General features: G+C 69.9%; 17 protein-coding genes. 6 read left to right on the top strand and 11 right to left on the bottom strand.

Annotation, left to right across the window (positions count from 1 at the left end; all coding sequences use genetic code 11):
* Window positions 1-20: 20 nt before the first annotated feature.
* Window positions 21-638 (bottom strand): TetR/AcrR family transcriptional regulator, encoded by a 618-nt coding sequence (locus FPZ12_RS37200; RefSeq protein WP_144753289.1) that lies wholly within the window; start codon window positions 636-638, stop codon window positions 21-23.
* Window positions 639-765: 127 nt separating this feature from the next.
* On the opposite strand from FPZ12_RS37200, the gene FPZ12_RS37195 reads away from it, so the two are divergent.
* Genes FPZ12_RS37195 through FPZ12_RS37170 form a run of 6 tightly spaced genes read left to right on the top strand, consistent with a single transcriptional unit; the run spans window position 766 to window position 8,703 of the window.
* Window positions 766-2,592: a multicopper oxidase family protein gene (locus FPZ12_RS37195; RefSeq protein ID WP_208026144.1), complete on the top strand. Its 1,827-nt coding sequence runs from the start codon at window positions 766-768 to the stop codon at window positions 2,590-2,592.
* Complete coding sequence (locus FPZ12_RS37190; RefSeq protein WP_144753292.1) at window positions 2,589-3,677, top strand: alpha/beta hydrolase; 1,089 nt, start codon at window positions 2,589-2,591, stop codon at window positions 3,675-3,677. The genes FPZ12_RS37195 and FPZ12_RS37190 overlap by 4 nt, the downstream gene beginning before the upstream one ends.
* The gene (locus FPZ12_RS37185) at window positions 3,674-4,906 is read left to right on the top strand and encodes an oxygenase MpaB family protein (protein WP_144753294.1); all 1,233 of its coding nucleotides are present in this window, start codon (window positions 3,674-3,676) and stop codon (window positions 4,904-4,906) included. The genes FPZ12_RS37190 and FPZ12_RS37185 overlap by 4 nt, the downstream gene beginning before the upstream one ends.
* A 15-nt stretch (window positions 4,907-4,921) precedes the next feature.
* The gene (locus FPZ12_RS37180) at window positions 4,922-5,968 is read left to right on the top strand and encodes a lipocalin-like domain-containing protein (RefSeq protein ID WP_144753297.1); all 1,047 of its coding nucleotides are present in this window, start codon (window positions 4,922-4,924) and stop codon (window positions 5,966-5,968) included.
* The gene (gene hmgA / locus FPZ12_RS37175) at window positions 5,965-7,251 is read left to right on the top strand and encodes a homogentisate 1,2-dioxygenase (RefSeq protein ID WP_144753300.1); all 1,287 of its coding nucleotides are present in this window, start codon (window positions 5,965-5,967) and stop codon (window positions 7,249-7,251) included. The genes FPZ12_RS37180 and hmgA overlap by 4 nt, the downstream gene beginning before the upstream one ends.
* A 9-nt stretch (window positions 7,252-7,260) precedes the next feature.
* On the top strand, window positions 7,261-8,703 hold the full coding sequence (locus tag FPZ12_RS37170) for an aldehyde dehydrogenase family protein (RefSeq protein WP_144753303.1): 1,443 nt from the start codon (window positions 7,261-7,263) through the stop codon (window positions 8,701-8,703).
* Between the two features lie 44 nt (window positions 8,704-8,747).
* Here FPZ12_RS37170 and FPZ12_RS37165 read toward each other — a convergent pair whose 3' ends face one another.
* The 10 genes from FPZ12_RS37165 to FPZ12_RS37125 all read right to left on the bottom strand — a co-directional run bounded on the left by FPZ12_RS37165 (window position 8,748) and on the right by FPZ12_RS37125 (window position 18,708).
* Window positions 8,748-9,848, bottom strand: coding sequence for an MCE family protein (locus FPZ12_RS37165; RefSeq protein WP_144753306.1), 1,101 nt, complete (start codon window positions 9,846-9,848; stop codon window positions 8,748-8,750).
* Window positions 9,845-10,942 (bottom strand): MCE family protein, encoded by a 1,098-nt coding sequence (locus tag FPZ12_RS37160; RefSeq protein ID WP_144753309.1) that lies wholly within the window; start codon window positions 10,940-10,942, stop codon window positions 9,845-9,847. Before FPZ12_RS37160 ends, FPZ12_RS37165 begins: the two co-directional genes overlap by 4 nt.
* Window positions 10,939-12,123, bottom strand: a complete 1,185-nt coding sequence (locus tag FPZ12_RS37155; RefSeq protein ID WP_144753312.1) for an MCE family protein — start codon at window positions 12,121-12,123, stop codon at window positions 10,939-10,941. The genes FPZ12_RS37160 and FPZ12_RS37155 overlap by 4 nt, the downstream gene beginning before the upstream one ends.
* The gene (locus FPZ12_RS37150; RefSeq protein WP_341771248.1) at window positions 12,123-13,148 is read right to left on the bottom strand and encodes an MCE family protein; all 1,026 of its coding nucleotides are present in this window, start codon (window positions 13,146-13,148) and stop codon (window positions 12,123-12,125) included. The genes FPZ12_RS37155 and FPZ12_RS37150 overlap by 1 nt, the downstream gene beginning before the upstream one ends.
* Window positions 13,145-14,176: an MCE family protein gene (locus FPZ12_RS37145; RefSeq protein ID WP_144753319.1), complete on the bottom strand. Its 1,032-nt coding sequence runs from the start codon at window positions 14,174-14,176 to the stop codon at window positions 13,145-13,147. Before FPZ12_RS37145 ends, FPZ12_RS37150 begins: the two co-directional genes overlap by 4 nt.
* Window positions 14,173-15,483 (bottom strand): MCE family protein, encoded by a 1,311-nt coding sequence (locus FPZ12_RS37140; RefSeq protein ID WP_144753322.1) that lies wholly within the window; start codon window positions 15,481-15,483, stop codon window positions 14,173-14,175. Before FPZ12_RS37140 ends, FPZ12_RS37145 begins: the two co-directional genes overlap by 4 nt.
* Window positions 15,480-16,304, bottom strand: a complete 825-nt coding sequence (locus FPZ12_RS37135; protein WP_144753326.1) for an MlaE family ABC transporter permease — start codon at window positions 16,302-16,304, stop codon at window positions 15,480-15,482. Before FPZ12_RS37135 ends, FPZ12_RS37140 begins: the two co-directional genes overlap by 4 nt.
* 2 nt (window positions 16,305-16,306) lie before the next feature.
* Complete coding sequence (locus FPZ12_RS37130) at window positions 16,307-17,104, bottom strand: MlaE family ABC transporter permease (protein ID WP_144753329.1); 798 nt, start codon at window positions 17,102-17,104, stop codon at window positions 16,307-16,309.
* A gap of 107 nt (window positions 17,105-17,211) precedes the next feature.
* Window positions 17,212-17,373 carry a hypothetical protein gene (locus FPZ12_RS45845; RefSeq protein ID WP_166463032.1) on the bottom strand — a complete coding sequence of 54 codons (162 nt, stop codon included), beginning with the start codon at window positions 17,371-17,373 and terminating at the stop codon, window positions 17,212-17,214.
* Window positions 17,374-17,388: 15 nt separating this feature from the next.
* Window positions 17,389-18,708 (bottom strand): glycosyltransferase family 2 protein, encoded by a 1,320-nt coding sequence (locus FPZ12_RS37125; protein ID WP_208026143.1) that lies wholly within the window; start codon window positions 18,706-18,708, stop codon window positions 17,389-17,391.
* Between the last annotated feature and the right edge of the window lie 119 nt (window positions 18,709-18,827).

Below are 18,827 nucleotides of genomic sequence, written 5' to 3'. Positions count from 1 at the left end.
CCCGCCCCCAGGCCGCGGGGCTACGGCGCCGGAGGTGCCCCGGTGGTGATCAGGTCCAGCAGGTCCTCGATGTCGGTGACCGTGGGTTTCGGGAGTGCCGCCATCCCGTGCGCGAAGCCGATCCCGGCGTAGACCAGCAAACCCGAGCGCAGCCGCGCCTGCCGGGCATCGAAACCCAGGTCCCGCAACGCTTGCTGCACCAGTTCGAACACGAACCGGTCCGATTCGGTGACCGTGGCGGCGACCTGGGTGTCTGAGCGGGCCCATTCCCGCAGAGCGCGTTCGACCGTCCAGGAGCGGTCGTCGATCAGACGGTGCGCCATCGCGCGCAGGCGTTCGACCGGGGGCTGGTGGTCCAGTTTCGCCAGCTGCCCCAGTATTTCCCTGGTCAGCTCGCTCCACCGGTTCGCGATCGCCTCCATCAGCGCGTCGAGGTCGGCGAAATGCCAGTAGAAGCTGCCCTTCGTCACCCCCAGCTCCTCGCAGAGCCGGGTGATCTTGACCGCGTGCACGCCCTCGGTCATCAGCAGGTCGAGCGCCTTGCTGGTCCAGTCCTCCAGCGACAGCCGGTCGGCATTGCGCCGGCGGCCGGGTTTGTCCCCCGCGCCGCCACGGGTGGTGGATGCCGGTCGAGCCATGTCCTGCCTTCGCTGCTGGTTGGGCGGTCGCTGCCGAGGATAGTCGCGGCGGCCTGCTTGCCACTCAACATACCGTACCGTACGGTATGTGACGGCGACGCGGCCGACCCGGCGAGGAGTGCTTCGAATGGCCCGGCAGATGAACCGGCGGACGATCCTGCGAACCGCGGCGGCGGCCGTGCCCCTGGCCGGCGCGAGCCAGCTACCGACCGCGGCGGCCGTGCCCTTGGCCGGCGCGAGCCGCCAGCCGACTGCGGCGGCAGGGCCCTCGGCCGCCGCGAGCCGCTTTCCGACCGCCGCGCCCTTGACCGGCGCGAGCCGGCCGCCGAACCTTTCGCCGCTGATCTTCCACTCACCGCCGGTGCGCCCGTTCGCCGACGCGATGCCCCGGCTTCCCTTGCGCACCGGCGATTCCTTCACCCTCGACGCGGCCGCCGGCACGCACCGGTTCCACTCCGAACTGGACCCGTCGCCCGCCTTCGGCTACGGCGGGGTGGACTACCTCGGCCCGGTCCTGGAAGCGCAAAGTGGCACCGAAACCACGCTGACCTACCGCAACCGGCTCGCCCGGCACGTCTTCGCGAAGGACGTCGACACCACACTCGACGGCGCCTCCGAAGCGGACCGCACGAGCCCGCGCAGCGTCCTGCATCTGCACGGCGGAGTCACGCAACCTCGCTACGACGGGCATCCGGACCTGACGATCCGGCCGGGGGAGGACTTCGTCCACCGGTTCGGCGGCAACCAGGAAGCCGCCGCGCTCTGGTACCACGACCACGCGATGGGCATCACCCGGCTCAACGTCTACGCCGGGCTCGCCTCGACGTACCTCGTGCGCGACCGCTGGGACACCGGGCGGCCGGGCAACCCGCTCGGCCTGCCGTCGGGCGAGTACGAGATTCCCTTGGTACTCCAGGAAAAGATCTTCACCGCGGACGGCGCGCAGAGCGTGCGCTCGACGCCGATCGTGCCGCGGGGAAGCTGGGAAGGCGGCGCGGTCGGCGACACCGGGCTGGTGAACGGCGTGGTCTGGCCGGAGCTCGAAGTGGCCCGCGGGCTCTACCGGTTCCGGCTCCTCAACGCCGCGTCCTACAGCGTGGCGAACCTGTTCTTCAGCAATGGCATGAGGTTCTGGGTGATCGGCACCGACGGCGGGCTGCTCGACGCGCCCGTTGCCACCACTTCGGTGCGCGTCGCCCCGGCCGAGCGGGTCGACCTGCTCGTGGATTTCGACCTGCTCCGGCCCGGGGAAACGGTGGTGCTGCGCAACAACGAGCCGGTGCCCGGCCAGGCCGCGATCCTCGGCGAGGTCACGATGCCTTACTTCTGCCGCTTCCGCGCCACCGCCGCGCGCGGGTTTTCCGATGCTGTCCCTTCGACTCTGCGCGGGGGCATAGGCCAGCCACCACGGCTCCCGCCCATCGGGAAACCGCGCCGAGTCCGCAATCTCACGATCAGCCAGCCCGTGGAACCGCGCCTGCCGCCCGCGATGATGAGCCTGAACAACCTGATGTTCGCCAGCGAGGACATCGAGCTGCCGCGCCAGGGCACCACCGAGCTGTGGAACCTGATCGACGTCACCCCCGACCCGCACCCGATCCACCTCCATCTCGTCAACTTCCGGGTGCTGGGCCGACAGCCGATCGACACCGGCGCCTACACGCGCCGTTATCCACAACCCGAGGTGGGGAAGAAATGGAACCCGCCGGCCGACGAGTTCGTCACCGGCCCGCTGACCCCGCCCGAGGCCTGGGAGGCCGGCTGGAAGGACACCGTGCGCACCGACGGCAACACCGTCACGCGCATCGTCGTCCGCTTCCCGTCGGCCGGCGAACTCGGCTTCGACCCCGACGAGAGCTTCGGCGAAGACCTGCGGGGTTACGTCTGGCACTGCCACCTGCTCGACCACGAGGACCACGACATGATGCTGCGCTACCGGACGGTGAACGCATGATCTCCGAAAGCTTCCAGCGGATCCCCTACGAGACCGGCAGCACCGGCAGCCGGGTCGAGATGCACTCCGGGCTGTCGCGGCACTACCCGCTGCTGCACGGGAACCTGGTGTCCACATCGGACGACCGGGAGCTCGGGCTGGTGATGGCGCATCCCGCGTCGAACTTTCTGACCCACTTCCTGCTGGCGCCGCTGGCAGAAGCCGGGTTGCCCGTGATGGGCGTCAACACCCGTTACACCGGCAACGAAGCCGCGCTGCTGATGGAGAACGCCGCGTCCGACCTGGGCTCCGCGGTGGACTGGATGCGCGAGGAGCTCGGCTTCCGGAAAGTCGCTCTGCTCGGCTTCAGTGGTGGCGGGCCGCTCGCGTCCTTCTACCAGGCGCAGGCGGCGAGAGCGGGTAAGCACGGCGCGGACGCGCTGTTGCTCGTCGGCGCGCATCCCGGTCGTGCCCGAGTGCTGAGCACCTGGATCGACCCGTCCGTCGTCGACGAGGACGATCCGTTTTCCGTTGACCCACAATGGAATCTCTACGAACCGGGACGCACGGCGCCGTACGACCGCGAGTGGGTCGCCGGGTATCGCGAACAGCAGCTCGCGCGGATCGACCGCATCGACCGGTGGGCTCTCGCCGAGCTGGCCCGGGTCGAAGAACGCGGGGCGACCGATCGGGCGTTCGTCGTGCACCGCACTGTCGCGGACCCGCGCTTCCTCGACCTGACGCTCGACCCGAGTGATCGCCAAGTCGGCAGCATGTACGGCGATCCGGCCGTCGCGAACACCGCGGCCGGAGGACTGGCGCGGTTCACCACCCTGCGCAGCTGGCTCAGCACCTGGAGCCTCACGCACACGAGGGCCGACGCGCTCAAGGACCTGCCCGACGTGCGGATCCCGACGCTCGTGATGCCGCTGCTCGCCGACCAGGCCGCGTTCGCCGGTGACTCGCGGGCGATGTACGAAGCGGCCGCCGGGCCCGCCGAGCTGATCGAAGTCGCCGACTACAACCACTATCTCGTCGGCCAGCCGGGCGCGGCGGCCGACATCGCGGGGCGCATCTCCTGCTGGCTGGACAAGGAGGTCCGATGAACACCCGGTGCCCCAAGGCTTTCCGCTACTGGGAAGGCCGCGAATCCCGGAGCGCCAAGCTGATCGGGAAGCTCGTCCGCGACCTGTTCCCGCCCGACGAGCGAGCCCGCGCGTTCTGCGAGGACTTCTACGGCGGGGATCCGGTCGCGGAACGGTTTGTCGACGAGGTGTTCTTCGGCGATATCGGGCACAAACGCGGACGGCAGATGCTCGACAAGGCGCTCGAAAGCGGCAGCATCGACGACGTGCCCGGCGCGCCGGATTCGATGCGCGAGCTGTTCGCCGAGTTCGAGGAGGTGCCGGACTGGGTCGACCCGGAGCTGGTCGAGGAGGGCGCCGCGATCTGGCGTCGCTGGGGCACGATGCTGTTCAGCGTCGCCGGGGTGATCACGCTCGAGATCTACACCGAGGCCGCCGTGGCGCTGCCGCTTTCGCTGGCAGGCGGCTACGCGGGCGACAACGCGCTCCGGCGGTTCCTGGAAACGTGTCGCTTTTGGATGGACGTGTCCGAGGAGGGCGCGCTCTTCCGCCCCGGCTCGGAAGGGCGGGCGACGGCGATGCGGGTGCGCGTGATGCACGTGAACGTGCGCCGCCGCGTCGGCGACCATCCGGAGTGGGACGAAGCGCGCTGGGGCCTGCCGATCAGCCAGTCCTACATGCTGCTGACGCAGCTCGGCGGCAGCGTCGCGCCGGCGCTCGCCTTGTGGCTGCTGGGTTATCAGACGACGCCGCGCGAGATGCGGGCGTTGCTGCACTACCAGCGTTACCTCGGGCATCTGCTCGGGGTGCAGCCCGGCTGGTACCCCGAGACGGTTCGCGAATCGCTGCAGATCCTGGCGATGACGATCTTCGCCCGCTCGCACGACGCGGGCGAGCACGGCGCCGAACTGATCGAGTCGTTCCCCGCCGCCTTCGCCCCGCGCGACGGGCATCGCGGGCTGCGGCGGCTGCGCGAGGCCTACAACTACCGCATCTACTCCGCCTACACGGCGATCTGGATGGCTCCGCGGACCCGCCGCAAATACAACCTGCCGCCCGCGTTCCCGTGGGTGCTCATCCCGCTCGCGCGGCTGCCGCTGGTCACCGGGCTCGAACTCGCGCGGCGGTTCGTGCCCGGCGTCGCGGGACTGGTCGACCGGATCAACCGCAGGCACCGCGAGAACTGGTACGCGGCGCAGATGGACGGGCGCAAGGCCGCGTTCGACGCCAGCAGCGGGCTCCGCCGCTGAGGAGGGACAAACCATATGCGGATCGTGGAAACCTGGACCGGACCCGGCCGTCGCGACGAAGTGATCACGCCGTTGGCGCCGGAGGGCAACGCCGCGCACCTGGAACAGCACCGGAACGCCTTCGAGCACTGGTACTTCGACGCGCATCTCGACGACGGCCACATCATCGTCGGCTTCCTGCAGACGCGGGAGCTGATGAGCCGTAAACCCGGGGTGGAGCTGCACGTCTACGCGCCCGACGGCACACGTCGGGAGGTGATCAGGCGGTATCCGGAGTCGGCGGTCAAGGCGTCCCGTGCCAGCTGCGACGTGCGGATCGGGGACAACCACGCGGTGGCGGAGTTCCCCGCCGACGGCCTCCCGGTGCACCGGCTGCACCTGGCCGAGGGCGATCTCGTGTTCGACCTGACCTTCGAAAACGAGGTGCCAGGCTGGATGCCCGGCGAGGGCAAAACCACCTATGGCGACAAGGAATACTTCGCGTGGGCGGTCGGTGCGCCACGCGCGAAGGTGACCGGGACCGTCCACATCGGAGAGACGAAGCTGACGGCCTCGGGGCGTGGTTACCACGACCACAACTGGGGCGTCGGCGACATGAAGCGCATCATCGACCACTGGTACTGGGGGCGGCTCTACACCGAGGACTTCACGCTCGTCTACGCCGCCGTGCTCACTTCGCCGAAGTATCAGGCGAGCTGGGCCACGCCGCTGATGATCGCGCACCACGACAAGCTCGTCCTCTCCACCGGCGAGGTCGACGTGCGGCCCGGGGAGCGGAAGTTCAACGGTATCGCCAATCGGGATTACCCGACATCGTTGCGGTTGAGCGTCGCCGACCAGGTGGACCTGCGGCTCGACGTGCGGGAGATCGTGCACGCGCACGACCTGCTCTCCGACGTGCCGGTGGCGCGCAGCCCGCTGGTCAAACCGCTGGTGAACCGGTTCCTGGCCCGGCCGGGCTACTTCCGGTTCCGCTCGGACTTCACGCTGTCCGCGAACGTCGACGGCGGCGCGCACGAGCTGACCGGTTCGACCCTGCACGAGATGGTGGCGCTGCGATGAAACCCGGCTACCTCCACGGGTTCGGCAACGAGCACCACAGCGAAGCGATCGAGGGTGCGCTGCCGTGGGGCCAGAACGCGCCGCAGCACGCGCCACTCGGGTTGTATGCGGAGCAGCACACGGCGACGGCCTTCACGGAGCCGCGCGGCGTGAACAGGCGGAGCTGGGTGTATCGCATCCGGCCGTCGGCGGCGCACCCGGAGTTCGCCCCACTGAGCCACGAAACCCTGTTCAGCGCACCGGTCACGGACGGGGTCGCGTCGCCGAACCGGCTGCGCTGGGACCCGCTTCCCTTCCCGGACACCGTAATGGACTTCGTGGACAGCCTGTATACAATCGGTGTAACGGGAAATGTGCTGCAGCGCAACGGAATCGGCATCCATCTGTACGTCGCCACGGCGTCGATGGACGACCGGTATTTCGCGGATTCCGACGGCGAACTGCTCGTCATCCCGCAGTCCGGCGCGCTGCTGCTGCACACCGAGTTCGGCAGGCTGCACGTCGCGCCGGGGGAGATCGCGGTGATCGGCCGCGCCGTGCGCTTCCGCGTGGAGCTGCCGGAGGGCCGCGCGCGCGGGTATGTGTGCGAGAACTACGGCCAGCCCTTCACGCTGCCCGCGCTGGGCCCGATCGGCGCGAACGGGCTGGCGAACCCGCGTGACTTCCTGTACCCGGTGGCGGCGTACGAGGACCGCGAGGAAACCGTGCAGGTGGTGCAGAAGTTCGGCGGCAGGCTGTGGGCAGCGGACTACGCTCATTCGCCGCTGGATGTCGTGGCGTGGCACGGAAACCACGGCGCGTACAAGTACGACACCGCGAACTTCGCCGCGCTCGGCTCGATCGGCTTCGACCACCCCGACCCGTCGATCATGACGCTGCTGACCTCGCCCGGCGAGCTGCCCGGACAGGCCAACGCCGATCTCGCGATCTTCCCCGACCGGTGGACGGTCATGGAGCACACGTTCCGGCCGCCGTACTTCCACCGCAACGGGATGAGCGAGTTCATGGGCCTCGTGCACGGGGTGCACGACGCCAAGTCCGAAGGTTTCGTGCCGGGCGGTGCGAGCCTGCACAACCTGTGGGCGTCGCACGGCCCGGACGCCGAGACGACCGCCGCCGCCATCGCCGCGGACCTTCAGCCGCGGAAGATGACCGGCAGCCTGCCGTTCCTGCTCGAAACCCGGTACCCCGTCACGGTCACCGAACTCGCGCGGAGCGCCGCGCATCGGCAGTCCGGTTACGACGGGGCGTGGGCCGGGTTCCCGCGTTCCTTCACCGGATAGGAGAAGACCATGACGTTGCCGGACACCAGCCTGCGTATCGACGGGGCCGTGCGCCCCGCGGGGAACACCTTCAGCACCCTCAACCCCGTGACGGAACAGGAGATCACCCGGGTCTCCGCCGCGAGTGAGTCCGATGTGGACGACGCGGTCGCGGCCGCGCGCCGGCAGTTCGACGACGGGCCGTGGGGCCGGATGGACGGGCCCGAACGCGGCCGGATCCTGGCCAGGGCCGCGGACCTGATCGAGGCAGACCTGGAGAACCTCGCCACGCTGGAAGCGCTCGAAGTCGGCAAGCCGTACGCGGACACCCTGCACGGCGACCTCCCGGCGGCCGTCGAGACGTTCCGCTCGTTCGCGGGCTGGGCGGACAAACTGTTCGGCAGCACCAGCACGATCGCCGATCCGACGGGACGTGAGCGCCTGTCGTACACGCTGCGCGAACCGGCCGGGGTGGTCGGGGCGATCACGCCGTGGAACAACCCGGCGATGATCGCGGCGTGGAAACTCGCGCCGGCACTGGCCGCCGGGTGCGCGGTGGTGCTGAAGCCGCCGGAGGACGCGAGCCTGTCCACGCTGCGGCTGGCCGATCTGCTCGCCGAGGCCGGGCTGCCGCCGGGAGTGCTGAACGTGGTGCCGGGGCTCGGGCCGGTGGCCGGGGCCGCGCTGGCCGGGCACCCCGGGGTCGACAAGGTGACCTTCACCGGATCGCCCGCGGTGGGGCACCGCATCTCGCTCGCCGCCGGGGCGAACTTCCGGAAGGTGACGCTGGAGCTGGGCGGGAAGGCGCCGCAACTCGTCTTCCCCGATTCGGACCTCGACGAGATCCTGCCGACGGTGGCGCTCGGGATCTTCCTGCACGGCGGCCAGGTCTGCGCGGCAGGCACGAGGATCCTGGTGCACCACAGCATCATGGACAAGGTGCTCGACGGGCTCGCGACCGCGGCGGCGCGGGTGCGGCTGGGCGACCCGTTCGACGCGGACACCACGATGGGGCCGCTGATCAACGCCCGGCAGCGGGACCGCGTGTGGGGTTACATCGAGGCCGGGCTGGCCGAGGGCGCGGAGGTCGTCGCGGGCGGCGTCCAGCCGGACGGGCCCGGTTTCTTCGTCACGCCCACGGTTTTCCGGGGCGACAACGGGTTGAAGATCGCGCGCGAGGAGATCTTCGGGCCGGTCGGCACCGTGATCGGGTTCGAGTCGGAAGAGGAGGCCGTGGCACTGGCGAACGACACGCCGTACGGCCTTTCGGCGATGGTGTGGACGAACGACGTCCGCCGCGCCCACCGCGTCACCCGGCGGCTGCGGGTCGGGATGGTGTGGGTGAACGGCTGGGGCGTGCCGGACCAGCGGATGCCGTGGGGCGGCCGCGGCGGCAGCGGCGTCGGGCGGGAGCTGGGCCTCGCGGGCCTGGAAGCGAACACGACGGAGAAGACGGTCTCGATGCTGCTGTAGTTCGGCGAAGCTTTCCAGCGGCGTGTGCCCGGGCCCCCGGACGCTCAGCCCGGGGCGTTGTTCGCGCCGCGGACGTCTACTCCGGTCGACGGGGGCAGCGCGCAGTAGGCCTGCGTGTTCGTCGGGCTGACTGTGGGGTCGGTGCCGTTGTGCTGCACCGTGCCCTCGTAGCCCTTCGTACACGGCATGGGGTCGAAGAAGTTCAGCACCATGCCCAGGTGCCCGGTGCCGTCCGGGTTGGCGCTCGGCGCGGTGGCGATCGCGATCGGGTAGGCGACCAGCAGTTGCGTGATGCCCTTCGTGCGCGTCTCGGTCAGCTGCGCGACGGTCAGCCCGTTCGCGAGCACGACGCCGAGGTCGGGCCCGGCGTCGCGCAGGATGGCGTCGATCTGGCCCGCCGCGACGGGCGCGGTGGTGAGCACGGTCCGCAGGTCCGGATCCGACGCGCGGAGCTGGCCGGCCAGCTGGTTGAGGCCCGTGCTGAACTCCTTGATCTGGTCGGCTTCCGCCTGCTGCGTGTCCAGCACGGTGCGGCTGTCCGAGATCAGGCCCAGCGTCTGCGGGAGATGTTGCCGCGCTGCCTGCGTGAAGGAGTTCGCCGAATCCAGCAGGGTTTGCAGGCTCGGGCCGAGCCCGGAGAACGCCGTGTTCAGCTCGTTCACCACGGTGCGCAGCGAGCCCTCGGGCACACTCCGCGCCAGTCGGTCCACATCGGACAGCAGTGTCTGCGGCGGGATCGGCGTGCTGGTGCGGTTCTGCTCGATGACCGACCCCTCCGCCAGGTACGGCCCGTCCCCGTTGGGCGGCTGCAGGTCCACATACTGCTCGCCCACGGCCGAGCGGTCCGCGACCACGGCCCGCGCGCTGGCGGGGATCGGGGGAGCGGAGTCGTCGATGTCGAGGTCGGCTTCCAGGCCGGTTTCGGTCAGCCGCATCGCGCCGACCCGGCCGACGGCCACACCCCGGTAGGTGACCTCGGCGTTGGTGAAGATCCCGCCAGACGTCTGCAACCGCAGCCGCACCACCATCCCGTCCGCGCCGAACAACCGGCCCAGCCCAGCGTATTCCGCGCCCACGTAAGCGATCCCGGCGAGCGCGACGATCACGAACACCGTGATCCGCACCCTCGTCGCCCGCGTGATCATGGGCCGCCCCCGAGGAGATCGTGCAGCAGCCCGCTCACGCCGTCGTCGTTTTGGGGTGGATTCGCCGCGGGCAAAGGCAAGGCGGGCGTGGAAACCGGCGCCGTCGCCTGCAACGACGAGACCGTCTGCAGGAGCCCGCTCAGGTCGAGATCCACGTTCACGTCGGCATTGAAATAGTCGCCCTGCACGTCGTTGACGGCGTAGTCGGTGAACGGGAACGTGATCAGATCCTGCAGCGACTCCGGCAGATCCCGGCCCGCGGCGGCGAGTTGCCGCAGCGTCGGGGTAAGCGATCGCAGGTCGGCGACCAGCTCGTCCCGGCTCCTGGTGACGGTGTCCACGGCGACCCCGGACAACGAGTCCAGTGAACGCAGCATCGTCAGCAGCTGGTCGCGTTGCTCGTTGATCACACGCAGCCCGGGTGCGAGGTTCTCCAGGGCGTTGGCGATGTCTCCGCGCTGCCGGGAAACGGTGCCGGACAAGCGGTTCAGCCCGTCGATGGCGGCGGTGATGTTCGCCCGCTGACCGTCCAGCCCGCGCACGGTCTGGTCCACAGTGGACAGGAACTCGCGCAGCTGCGGCTCATTGCCCGACATCGCCGAGTTCAGCTCCCGCACGATGCTCTGCACCTGGCCGATCCCGCCGCCGTTGAGCAGCAGGGACAGCGCGCCGAGCACCTCTTCGACCTCGGGGCCGCGGCTGGTGCGGTCGAGCCCGATGACCGAACCCCCGGTGAGCGTGCCCTGCGCCTGGTCCGCGGGCGGGGCGATCAGCTGGACGTACTTCTCGCCGAGCAGGCTCGACTGTTGCAGCGCGGCCGCCGTGTTGGCGGGCAGCCGCGTGTTCCCGTTGAGGGTGATCGTGACCTCGGCGGTGTTGCTGGTTTCGGCCAGCCCGATGGCGTCCACGCGGCCGACCGGGACGTCGTTCACCCGGACGCTGGCCTGGGGCACCAGATCCATCACGTCGGCGAACTCCGCCGTCACCGTGTACGGGTGTGGGCCGAGGTCCGCGCCGCCGGGCAGCGGCACGTCGTAGAGGCCGGAGCAGCCGGTCACGGCGAACACGGTGAGCAGCACGAGAAGTCGTTTCATCGCCCGATCCCCAAGCTGCTCACGACCGGCAGCGGCAACGGCGGCAGCTGCCCATTCTGGAGCGACCCCAGCGCCTGCGCCGCGGAAGGGAGTCCGGCCGTGCCGTCGATGACGGGCGCCAGTTGGGCGCAGATGTCGTTGAGGGTCTGGGGAAGCTGCTTCGGCGTGTCCGCCTTGATCAGCCGGCACAGGAGGGTGACCGGCGGGTAGGTCAGTTCGTTCAGGCTGCCGCGCACCGCGTAGGTGCCCGTGGTGGCGTCGTAGGCGTTGACCATGTTCGACGCCGCCAGCGGCGCGGTGTCGAGCACCTCGGCGAGCGCCGCGCGCTGGTCCACCAGCGCCTGCGTGATGCCGGAAAGGTTGTGCACGTTGGATTCCAGCAGCCCCTGGTTCCGCTGCACGAAGCCCTGTACCTGGGTGAGCGCGGTGCTCATCGAGGACAGCGCCTGGCCGAGATCCTGCTTGTCCTGCGCGAGGTAGCCGCTGACGTCGGCGAGCCTGGTGTCGAACGAGCGCATTTGCGCGTCGCTCTGTGCCAGCGCCGAGGTGAACTTCTGCAGACTGTCCACAGTGGAGAAGAGGTCGCCCTGCGAATGTGTCAGGGTGGCGGCCGCGTCGCCCAGCTTGCGGATGGTTTCCGACAGCGTTTCCCCGTTGCCGCCGAGGTTCGCGGCGGCCGCGTCGAGTGCCCCGGACAGGGCGCCGTTCTTGTTCGCGCCGTCCGGACCGAGCACAGTGGACAGTTTGTCGAGGTTGGCGTACAGGTCGTCCAATTCGACGGGGGTGACGGTGCGGTTCTCCGGGAGCACCGTGCCGCCGGCCATCGTCGGCCCGTCGGTGTAGGCGGGCACGAACTGCACGTACCGGTCCGCCACGAGGTTCGGTGCCACGACGGTCGCCGTGGCACCCTGCGGGATCTGCACGCCGCGGTCCACGGTCAGCCGCACCCGGACGCGCGCGCCATCGGGCCGCACGTCGTCCACCGTGCCGACTTCCATGCCGAGCACGCGTACCGCGGAACCGGCGTAGAGCCCGACGGCGCGGGTGAAGTAGGCGGTGATCTGGGTGCCCTGGCGGTCGCGCAGCACCCACCACAGCCCGCCGGTCAGCACCAGCGCCAGCGCGCACGCGGCGGCGACGGCGCGCGCGATGCGTTGTCCCCGCCGGGTTTGCGGTGGCATCAGCGCCCTCCTCCGTTGAGGTTCCCCGGGGTGAGCGGGGCGGTGCAGGCGTCGGGGTTGGCCTGGATGAGCTGGGTGGTCACCTGCGGCGGGATGAGCCCGCAGAAGTAGCTGTCGAGCCAGCGGCCGTTGCCGACCGAGTTGCCGAAGACCCGCACGAACGGCGCGAGGTTCGCGATGCCCTGGCTCAGGTTGTCCTGGTTGCGCTGCAGCAGCGTGGTCACGGAGTTCAGCTCTGTCAGCGCGGGGGTGAGCGTGGCCTGGTTGTCGGTGACCAGGCCGCTCAGCTGGGCCGCCATGTTCTGTGCGCCGGTCAACAGGGAGTGCACGGCTTCCCGGCGGCTTTGCAGCTCCTGCAACAACGAATCGCCATCCGACAGCAGTTGCCGGAGCTGCCCGTCGCGATCGGCGACGGTGCGGCTGACCTGACTGGTGTTCGCCAGCAACTGCGCGAGCTGGCTGTCCCGCGACGAAATGGTGGTGGCCAGCGACTCCAGCCCGTTGAGCGCGTCGTGCACCGGTTGCGGGCTGGTCCGGAAGGTGTCCGCGATGGTCTGGAAGCTCTGCGCGAGCCTGCCGGGGTCGAGTTCCCCGACGGTGCTGGTCAGCTGGTTCACCGCGTCGGTCACGTCGAACGGCGCCTGGGTGCGGGTTTTCGGGATCGCCTGGTCCGGGTCCTGGGCGCCGTCGCCCGCGGGATGCAGGGCCACGTACTTCTCGCCCAGCAGCGTCTTGATCTCGATGGACGCGGTGCTCCGGTCGCCGACCCAGGTGCCGCGCACCTTGAGCGAGACCTTGATCTGGTCCTTCTCCAGTGCCATCGCGGTCACCTTGCCGACCTTGACCCCGGCCACCCGCACCTCGTCGCCGGTGCGCAGTCCGGCGGCCTCGGTGAAATAAGCGGTGTAGACGGTGCCACCGGAGAGGATCGGCAGATCGTCCGAGCGGAAGGCGGCGACCAGCGCCAGCGCGAGCACCAGCAGTGTCACGGCGCCGACCTTGCGGGGATCCTTGGCAGGCTTCACGGTCCGCACCTCGCGGGGCGCTCGGTGCCGGGCAACGGGAGTACCGGCAGGTTGATGTCCCATGCGGACACTCCGACGCGTCCGCTGATGCTGCAGGAGAAGTAGTTGAACCAGCTGCCGTAGCTGCCCAGCCGGGTCAGCGTCGCGGTTTTCCGCGGCAGGAACTGCACGAAGTGCTCGACGAGATCCGAGCTGTCGGCGAGGTTCTTCGAGAGCACGCCGAGGTGCGTGATGTCGTCCCGCAGCGCGGGGCGCGCGGCGGTGAGCAGCCCGGCGGTGGCGTTGGTGAGGTTTCCGGTGGCGCTGATCGCGTCGCCGAGTGGCCCGCGTTCGGCGGCCAGCCCGCTCACGAGCTGCTGCAGCTGCACGATCAAGTCCGACAGCCCGTCGCTGTGCTCGTTGACCGTGCCGAGCACCGCGTTGAGATTGTCGACGGTCTGGCCGATCGCGGCGTCCTTGCCGGCGATCGCCGACGTGAGCGACGCGGTGTGCGCGAGCAGGTCGTCGATCGTGCCGCCTTCTCCTTGCAGCACCTGGACGATCTCGCTCGCGAGCGTGTTGACGTCGTTCGGGCTGAGTGCCTGGAACAGCGGCCGGAACCCGTTGAACAGCACGGTCAGGTTCAGCGCCGGCGCGGTCCTGGTCACCGGGATGACGTCGCCGGGGCGCAGCGTCGCCGGGTCGGCGAGGTCCCCGGCGAGCGCGAGGTAACGCTGGCCGAGCAGGTTGCGGTACTTGATCGTCGCCGTCGACGAACCCGGCAGCCGGCGTTTCGCGTCGACGTCGAACCCGACGAGCGCGTAGCCCCGGTCCACGACGTCGATCGACTCGACGGTGCCCACCCGCACCCCGGAGATCCGCACGTCGTCGCCCGTGTTGAGCCCGGCGACGTCGGTGAAGACGGCGCTGTAGGCCGAAGTCCGGCCGAGCCGCACGTTCGCGACCGTCAGCCCCAGCACCCCGGTCAGCAGCACGGTGACCACGGCGAAGATCCCGAGTTTGAGCAGCGGGGGCACCACGCTCTTCATTTCACCGTCACCTCCGCGCCCCGGAACAGCGGAGCGAGCAGCACGCTCGCCCAGCCCGGCACGTCTTCCGGCGCGACGCCGAGATCCGGCGCGACGAGCGTGGCGACCAGGTCCCGCTCCGCGTCGGAGTTCGCGGTGCTCCGCGGCTGGTTCGACAACGTGACGTAACCGGCGCCGTTCCGCGCGGGCGGATGCGTCGAGCCGTCCTGCAGCGGGCCGTCGGCGGGGTACTGGTTCGCACGCTGTCCCGGCTGGAGTTCCTGGTAGCAGCGCGGTCCGCGATCATCCTCATAGGACGGTGTGTCCACGCCGGGCCGGTACTTCCCGCGCCCGGCCGTGATGAGCAGGGTGATCTGCGCCGAGTTCGTATGGGCCGTTCCCTTGCCGTAGGCGCGGTCGGTCGCCGGGATCTGGTCGGCCAGCTGTTTGAGCATGCACGGGTATTCCGGCGCGTACCGGGCCAGCACGTCGAGGGCGGGCCCGGCCGAGGAGACCAGGTCGATGAGGTTGTTTTCGTTGGCACGCAGGAAATCCCGGAGGTCGGCGCTCGCGCCGGTCACGTTCGCGTAGAGCTGCCGGAGGTTGCCGGCCTGTTCGGTGATGGTGCGGCTGGTCGTGGTGAGGTCGGAGAGCGCGCTGAGCAGCTGGGGCGCGGCGTCGGTGTAGGTGTCGGAAACCTGGGCGAGCCCGGCGAAATCGGCGCTGAGATCGGGCAGGGACGGGTTGACCTGCTTGAGATAGTCGTTGAGCTGCACCAGTGTCCGGCCGAGCTGCTCGCCACGGCCCGACAGCGCGGTGTTGATCGAGCTGAGCGTGCCGGCCAGTTTGTCCGGCTGCACGGCCTGCAGTACGGGCATCAGGTCGGCGAGCACCTGCTGCACCTCGATCGCGCTGCTGCTGCGGTCTTCGTCGATCGTGGCGCCGTCGCCCAGTGCGGCGGGCGCGGGATCCGCCGGGAGCTCGAGGTCCACATAGCGTTCCCCGAACAGGGTTTTCGGCAGCAGCCGTGCGGTGACGTTGGCCGGGAGCAGTCCCACCTGGGCCGGATCGAGTTCGAGGGTGAGCACGGCCCCGTCGCCGCTGGAACCGATCGAGGACACCCGCCCGACGATCAGGCCGCGCACCTTGACGTCCGCGCCCGGCGCGAGCTGGCTGCCGACGTGATCGGTGCGCAGCGTGACCTCGGCCGAGGGTGTGAAAGCCTTGCGGTACACGGCGATCGTGGCCGCGACGAACAAGGCGACGACGACCAGCAGCGCCAGGCCCAGCAGCCGGTACCGGATCTTTTCGGCGCGCTCGCTGGTCATCCGGCCAGCCGTACCGTCGTGGTCGACCCCCAGATCGCGAGGCTCAGGAAGAAGTCCAGCGACGTCTGGATGACGATCGACGCCCGCACCGCGCGGCCGACCGCGACGCCGACCCCGGCCGGGCCGCCGCCGGCCTGGTAGCCGTAGTAGCAGTGCACCAGCATGATCACGATGCTGAACACGATGACCTTCAGGAACGACCACAGCACGTCGCCCGGCGGCAGGAACAGGTGGAAGTAGTGGTCGTAGGTGCCGGCGGACTGCCCGTAGAACCACACCACGACCGTCCGCGAGGCGACGTAGGAGCACATCAGGCCGACGATGTAGAGCGGGATGACCGCGGCGACGCCGGCGATCAGCCGGGTGGTGACGAGGTAGGGCAGGCTGGGCACGGCCATCACTTCGAGCGCGTCGATCTCCTCGGAGATGCGCATCGCGCCCAGCTGCGCGGTGAACCCGCAGCCGACGGTGGCCGAGAGCGCGAGCCCGGCGGCGAGCGGGGCGACCTCGCGGGTGTTGAAGTAGGCCGAGATGAACCCGCTCAGCGCGGCCGTGCCGAGCTGGTTCAGCGACGCGTATCCCTGCAGCCCCACCACGGTTCCGGTGAACAGCGTCATCCCGATCATCACGCCGAGCGTGCCGCCGATGACGGCCAGCGCGCCGGTGCCGAAGCTGACTTCGCTGAGCAGGCGGAGGATTTCCCTGCTGTACCGGCGAATCGTGTGCGGCGCCCAGGCGATGGCGCGCAGGAAGAAGGAAAGCTGCCTGCCGAAGTTCTCCAGCGTGTCCAGCGGAAGCGCTTTCACGGGCGTGACGGCCATGCCTACATCGCCTTCGCCGGGACGAGCTGGAGGTAGAGCGCGGTGAGCACGACGTTCACCAGGAACAGCAACAGGAACGTGATCACCACGGCCTGGTTCACCGCGTCCCCGACGCCCTTCGGCCCGCCCGCCGGGTGGAGCCCGCGGTAGGCGGCGACGATCCCGGCGATGAACCCGTAGATCAGTGCCTTGATCTCGCTGAGGTACAGATCGGGCAGCTGGGCCAGCGCGTTGAAGCTCGCCAGGTACGCGCCGGGGGTGCCGCCCTGCATGATGACGTTGAAGAAGTAGCCGCCCGCGACGCCGACCGAGCTGACCAAACCGTTGAGCAGCAAGGAAACGAACATCGCGGCGAGCACCCTCGGCACGATCAGGCGGTGCACGGGGGAGACCCCGAGCACCTCCATCGCGTCGATCTCCTCGCGGATGGTGCGGGCACCGATGTCCGCGCACACCGCGCTGCCGCCCGCGCCCGCGACGAGCAGCGCGGTGACGAGCGGGCCGGCCTGCTGCAGGATCGCCAGCGCGCTGGCGGCCCCGGTGAACGACTGCGCGCCGATCTGCTGGGTGAGCGAGCCGAGCTGCAGCGAGATCACCGCGCCGAAGGGGATCGCGACGAACGCGGTCGGCACGATCGTCACCGCGGCGAAGAACCAGGCCTGGTGCACGAATTCGCGCGCCTGGAACGGCCTTCGCGGCAGTGCCCGCAGCACTTCCCCTGCCAGGAGCGCGAGGTTGCCCACCTGGCGGAGAGCGCCCGAACCGGGCGCGGCGACGCGTGCGTCCAGTGCTCGACTCATGCGGCCGTCTCCTCGTCATCGTCGACCGAAGGCGCTCGGGAACGGACCGTACCATACGGTTTGGTATGTTGGAATGTTCCTGATCGCGCCTGGCCGGCGAGGGGGAGCTAGCGTTCGCGCCGCCTCAGTGCCGGGCCGATGCGGAGGAGGGCGATGCCGGTCGCGAGGAGCGCGAACGCGGTGAGCACCAGCCACAGGACGTTCGCGCCGGTGTAGGCGAGGCCGGTCGTGGCCCCGGCGGCGGTGGCGGCGCCGATTTTCTGGTACATGGTTTTTTCCTTTCGTTACCAGGATTTACGGGTGCGCAGGAGCGCGTCGGCGTAGGCCTTGGCGTGGCAGGCCTGCAGGAAGTAGTCGAGCACGAGTTCGTACATGGCGGCGGCGAGCAGCATCCGGCGCCAGCCGCGGTACCGGACGGTGACCACCCGCTCCACGACGAACACCCCGGAGATGGCCAGCCACCAGGGATTCAGGTGCACGCTGTGGGTGCAGAGGGCCACGAGGATCGTCGCGAGGTAGATCAGCGAGACGAGAACCCCGGCGAGGGTGAGCGCCTGGCGTCCCCAGTAGCGCCAGGTGACACGGGTGAATCCGTACTGGAAGCAGTTCTCGACGGCGCCGCGCTTCCACCGCAACCGTTGCGTCCACAGGGTTCGCCAGCTCGTCATGACCTCCGTTTCGAGTGTGCACGCGCTCGGCGAGATCACCTTGTGCCCCAGGTGAAGCAGGGCGAACGTGAGCTCGTTGTCCTCGGTGAGCACGGTGGTGTCGTAGATTCCGCCGGTGCCGTTTCCGGCGGGCAGCCGGCCTGCGAGGCGGGCGGCCGACACGTCGCGCAGCGTGCTCACCAGGAACATCGCCGCGGTTCCGGTCAGTACCAGGCATTTCCCGCGCAAGCGGTGCACGTCACGGGCGTAGCGGGCGTACTCGTTGCGCTGCAGGTGCCCGACGAAACCGCCGCCGGGCCCGCCGCGGAACACCCCGCCGACGCCGCCGTAGCCGCGCTCGAGGTGGTGCAGTGCCGTGCTGACGAACTGAGGGTCCAAAGTGGAGTCCGCGTCCTGCACGAGGATCACGTCGTCCTCGTCGAGCTGGGGGAGGAGCCAGGAGAGGGTCTGGTTCAGCGCGCCGGCCTTCTTGTGCTCGTTGCCTTCGGACGCGCGGACCGTCGCGCCGGCCGTGCGCGCGTTCGCGGCGGTGCCGTCGGTGCAGTTGTCGGCGACGACGATCACCTCGTCCACGGGGCGATCCTGGCGGCGCAGCGCCGCGATCGTCTCGGCGATCTGTGCCTCTTCGTCGTGCGCCGGGATCACGGCCACGACCCGCGCGACTCCCGAGCGGTGCCGGCCGGGCCGCGCCTCGGCGATGCTTGTCGCGGGCCTGGTGGCGGGCTCGGTCACGGGCTCGGGCCCGGTCACGGTCACGGTCACGGGCGCGGGCGCGGCGCTGGGGGTCGCGGGCATGCGCGCGGGCGCGGCGCTGGTGGTCGCGGGCTCGGTCACGGGCGCGGCGTTGGTGGTCGCGGGCATGCGCGCGGGCGCGGCGCTGGTGGTCGCGGGCTCGGCGCCGGGAGCCGCGGACGCGGCGATCGTGGTCGCGGGCATGGCGGAGTCCTTCGCTCTCCGCGCGGGGCCGGGACTGGCGACCGCGCTTGGCAAGTACTTCGCCACCAGACACGTATTGCTACGTGAATCTTCAACCTTTCACCCCGGTGGGTGACTTT

The sequence above is a fragment of the Amycolatopsis acidicola genome, from assembly GCF_007713735.2.
Classification (GTDB): Bacteria; Actinomycetota; Actinomycetes; order Mycobacteriales; family Pseudonocardiaceae; genus Amycolatopsis_E; species Amycolatopsis_E acidicola.
The sequence above is the reverse complement of the archived record's forward strand: the minus strand, read 5'-3'. Positions and strand labels throughout refer to the sequence as shown.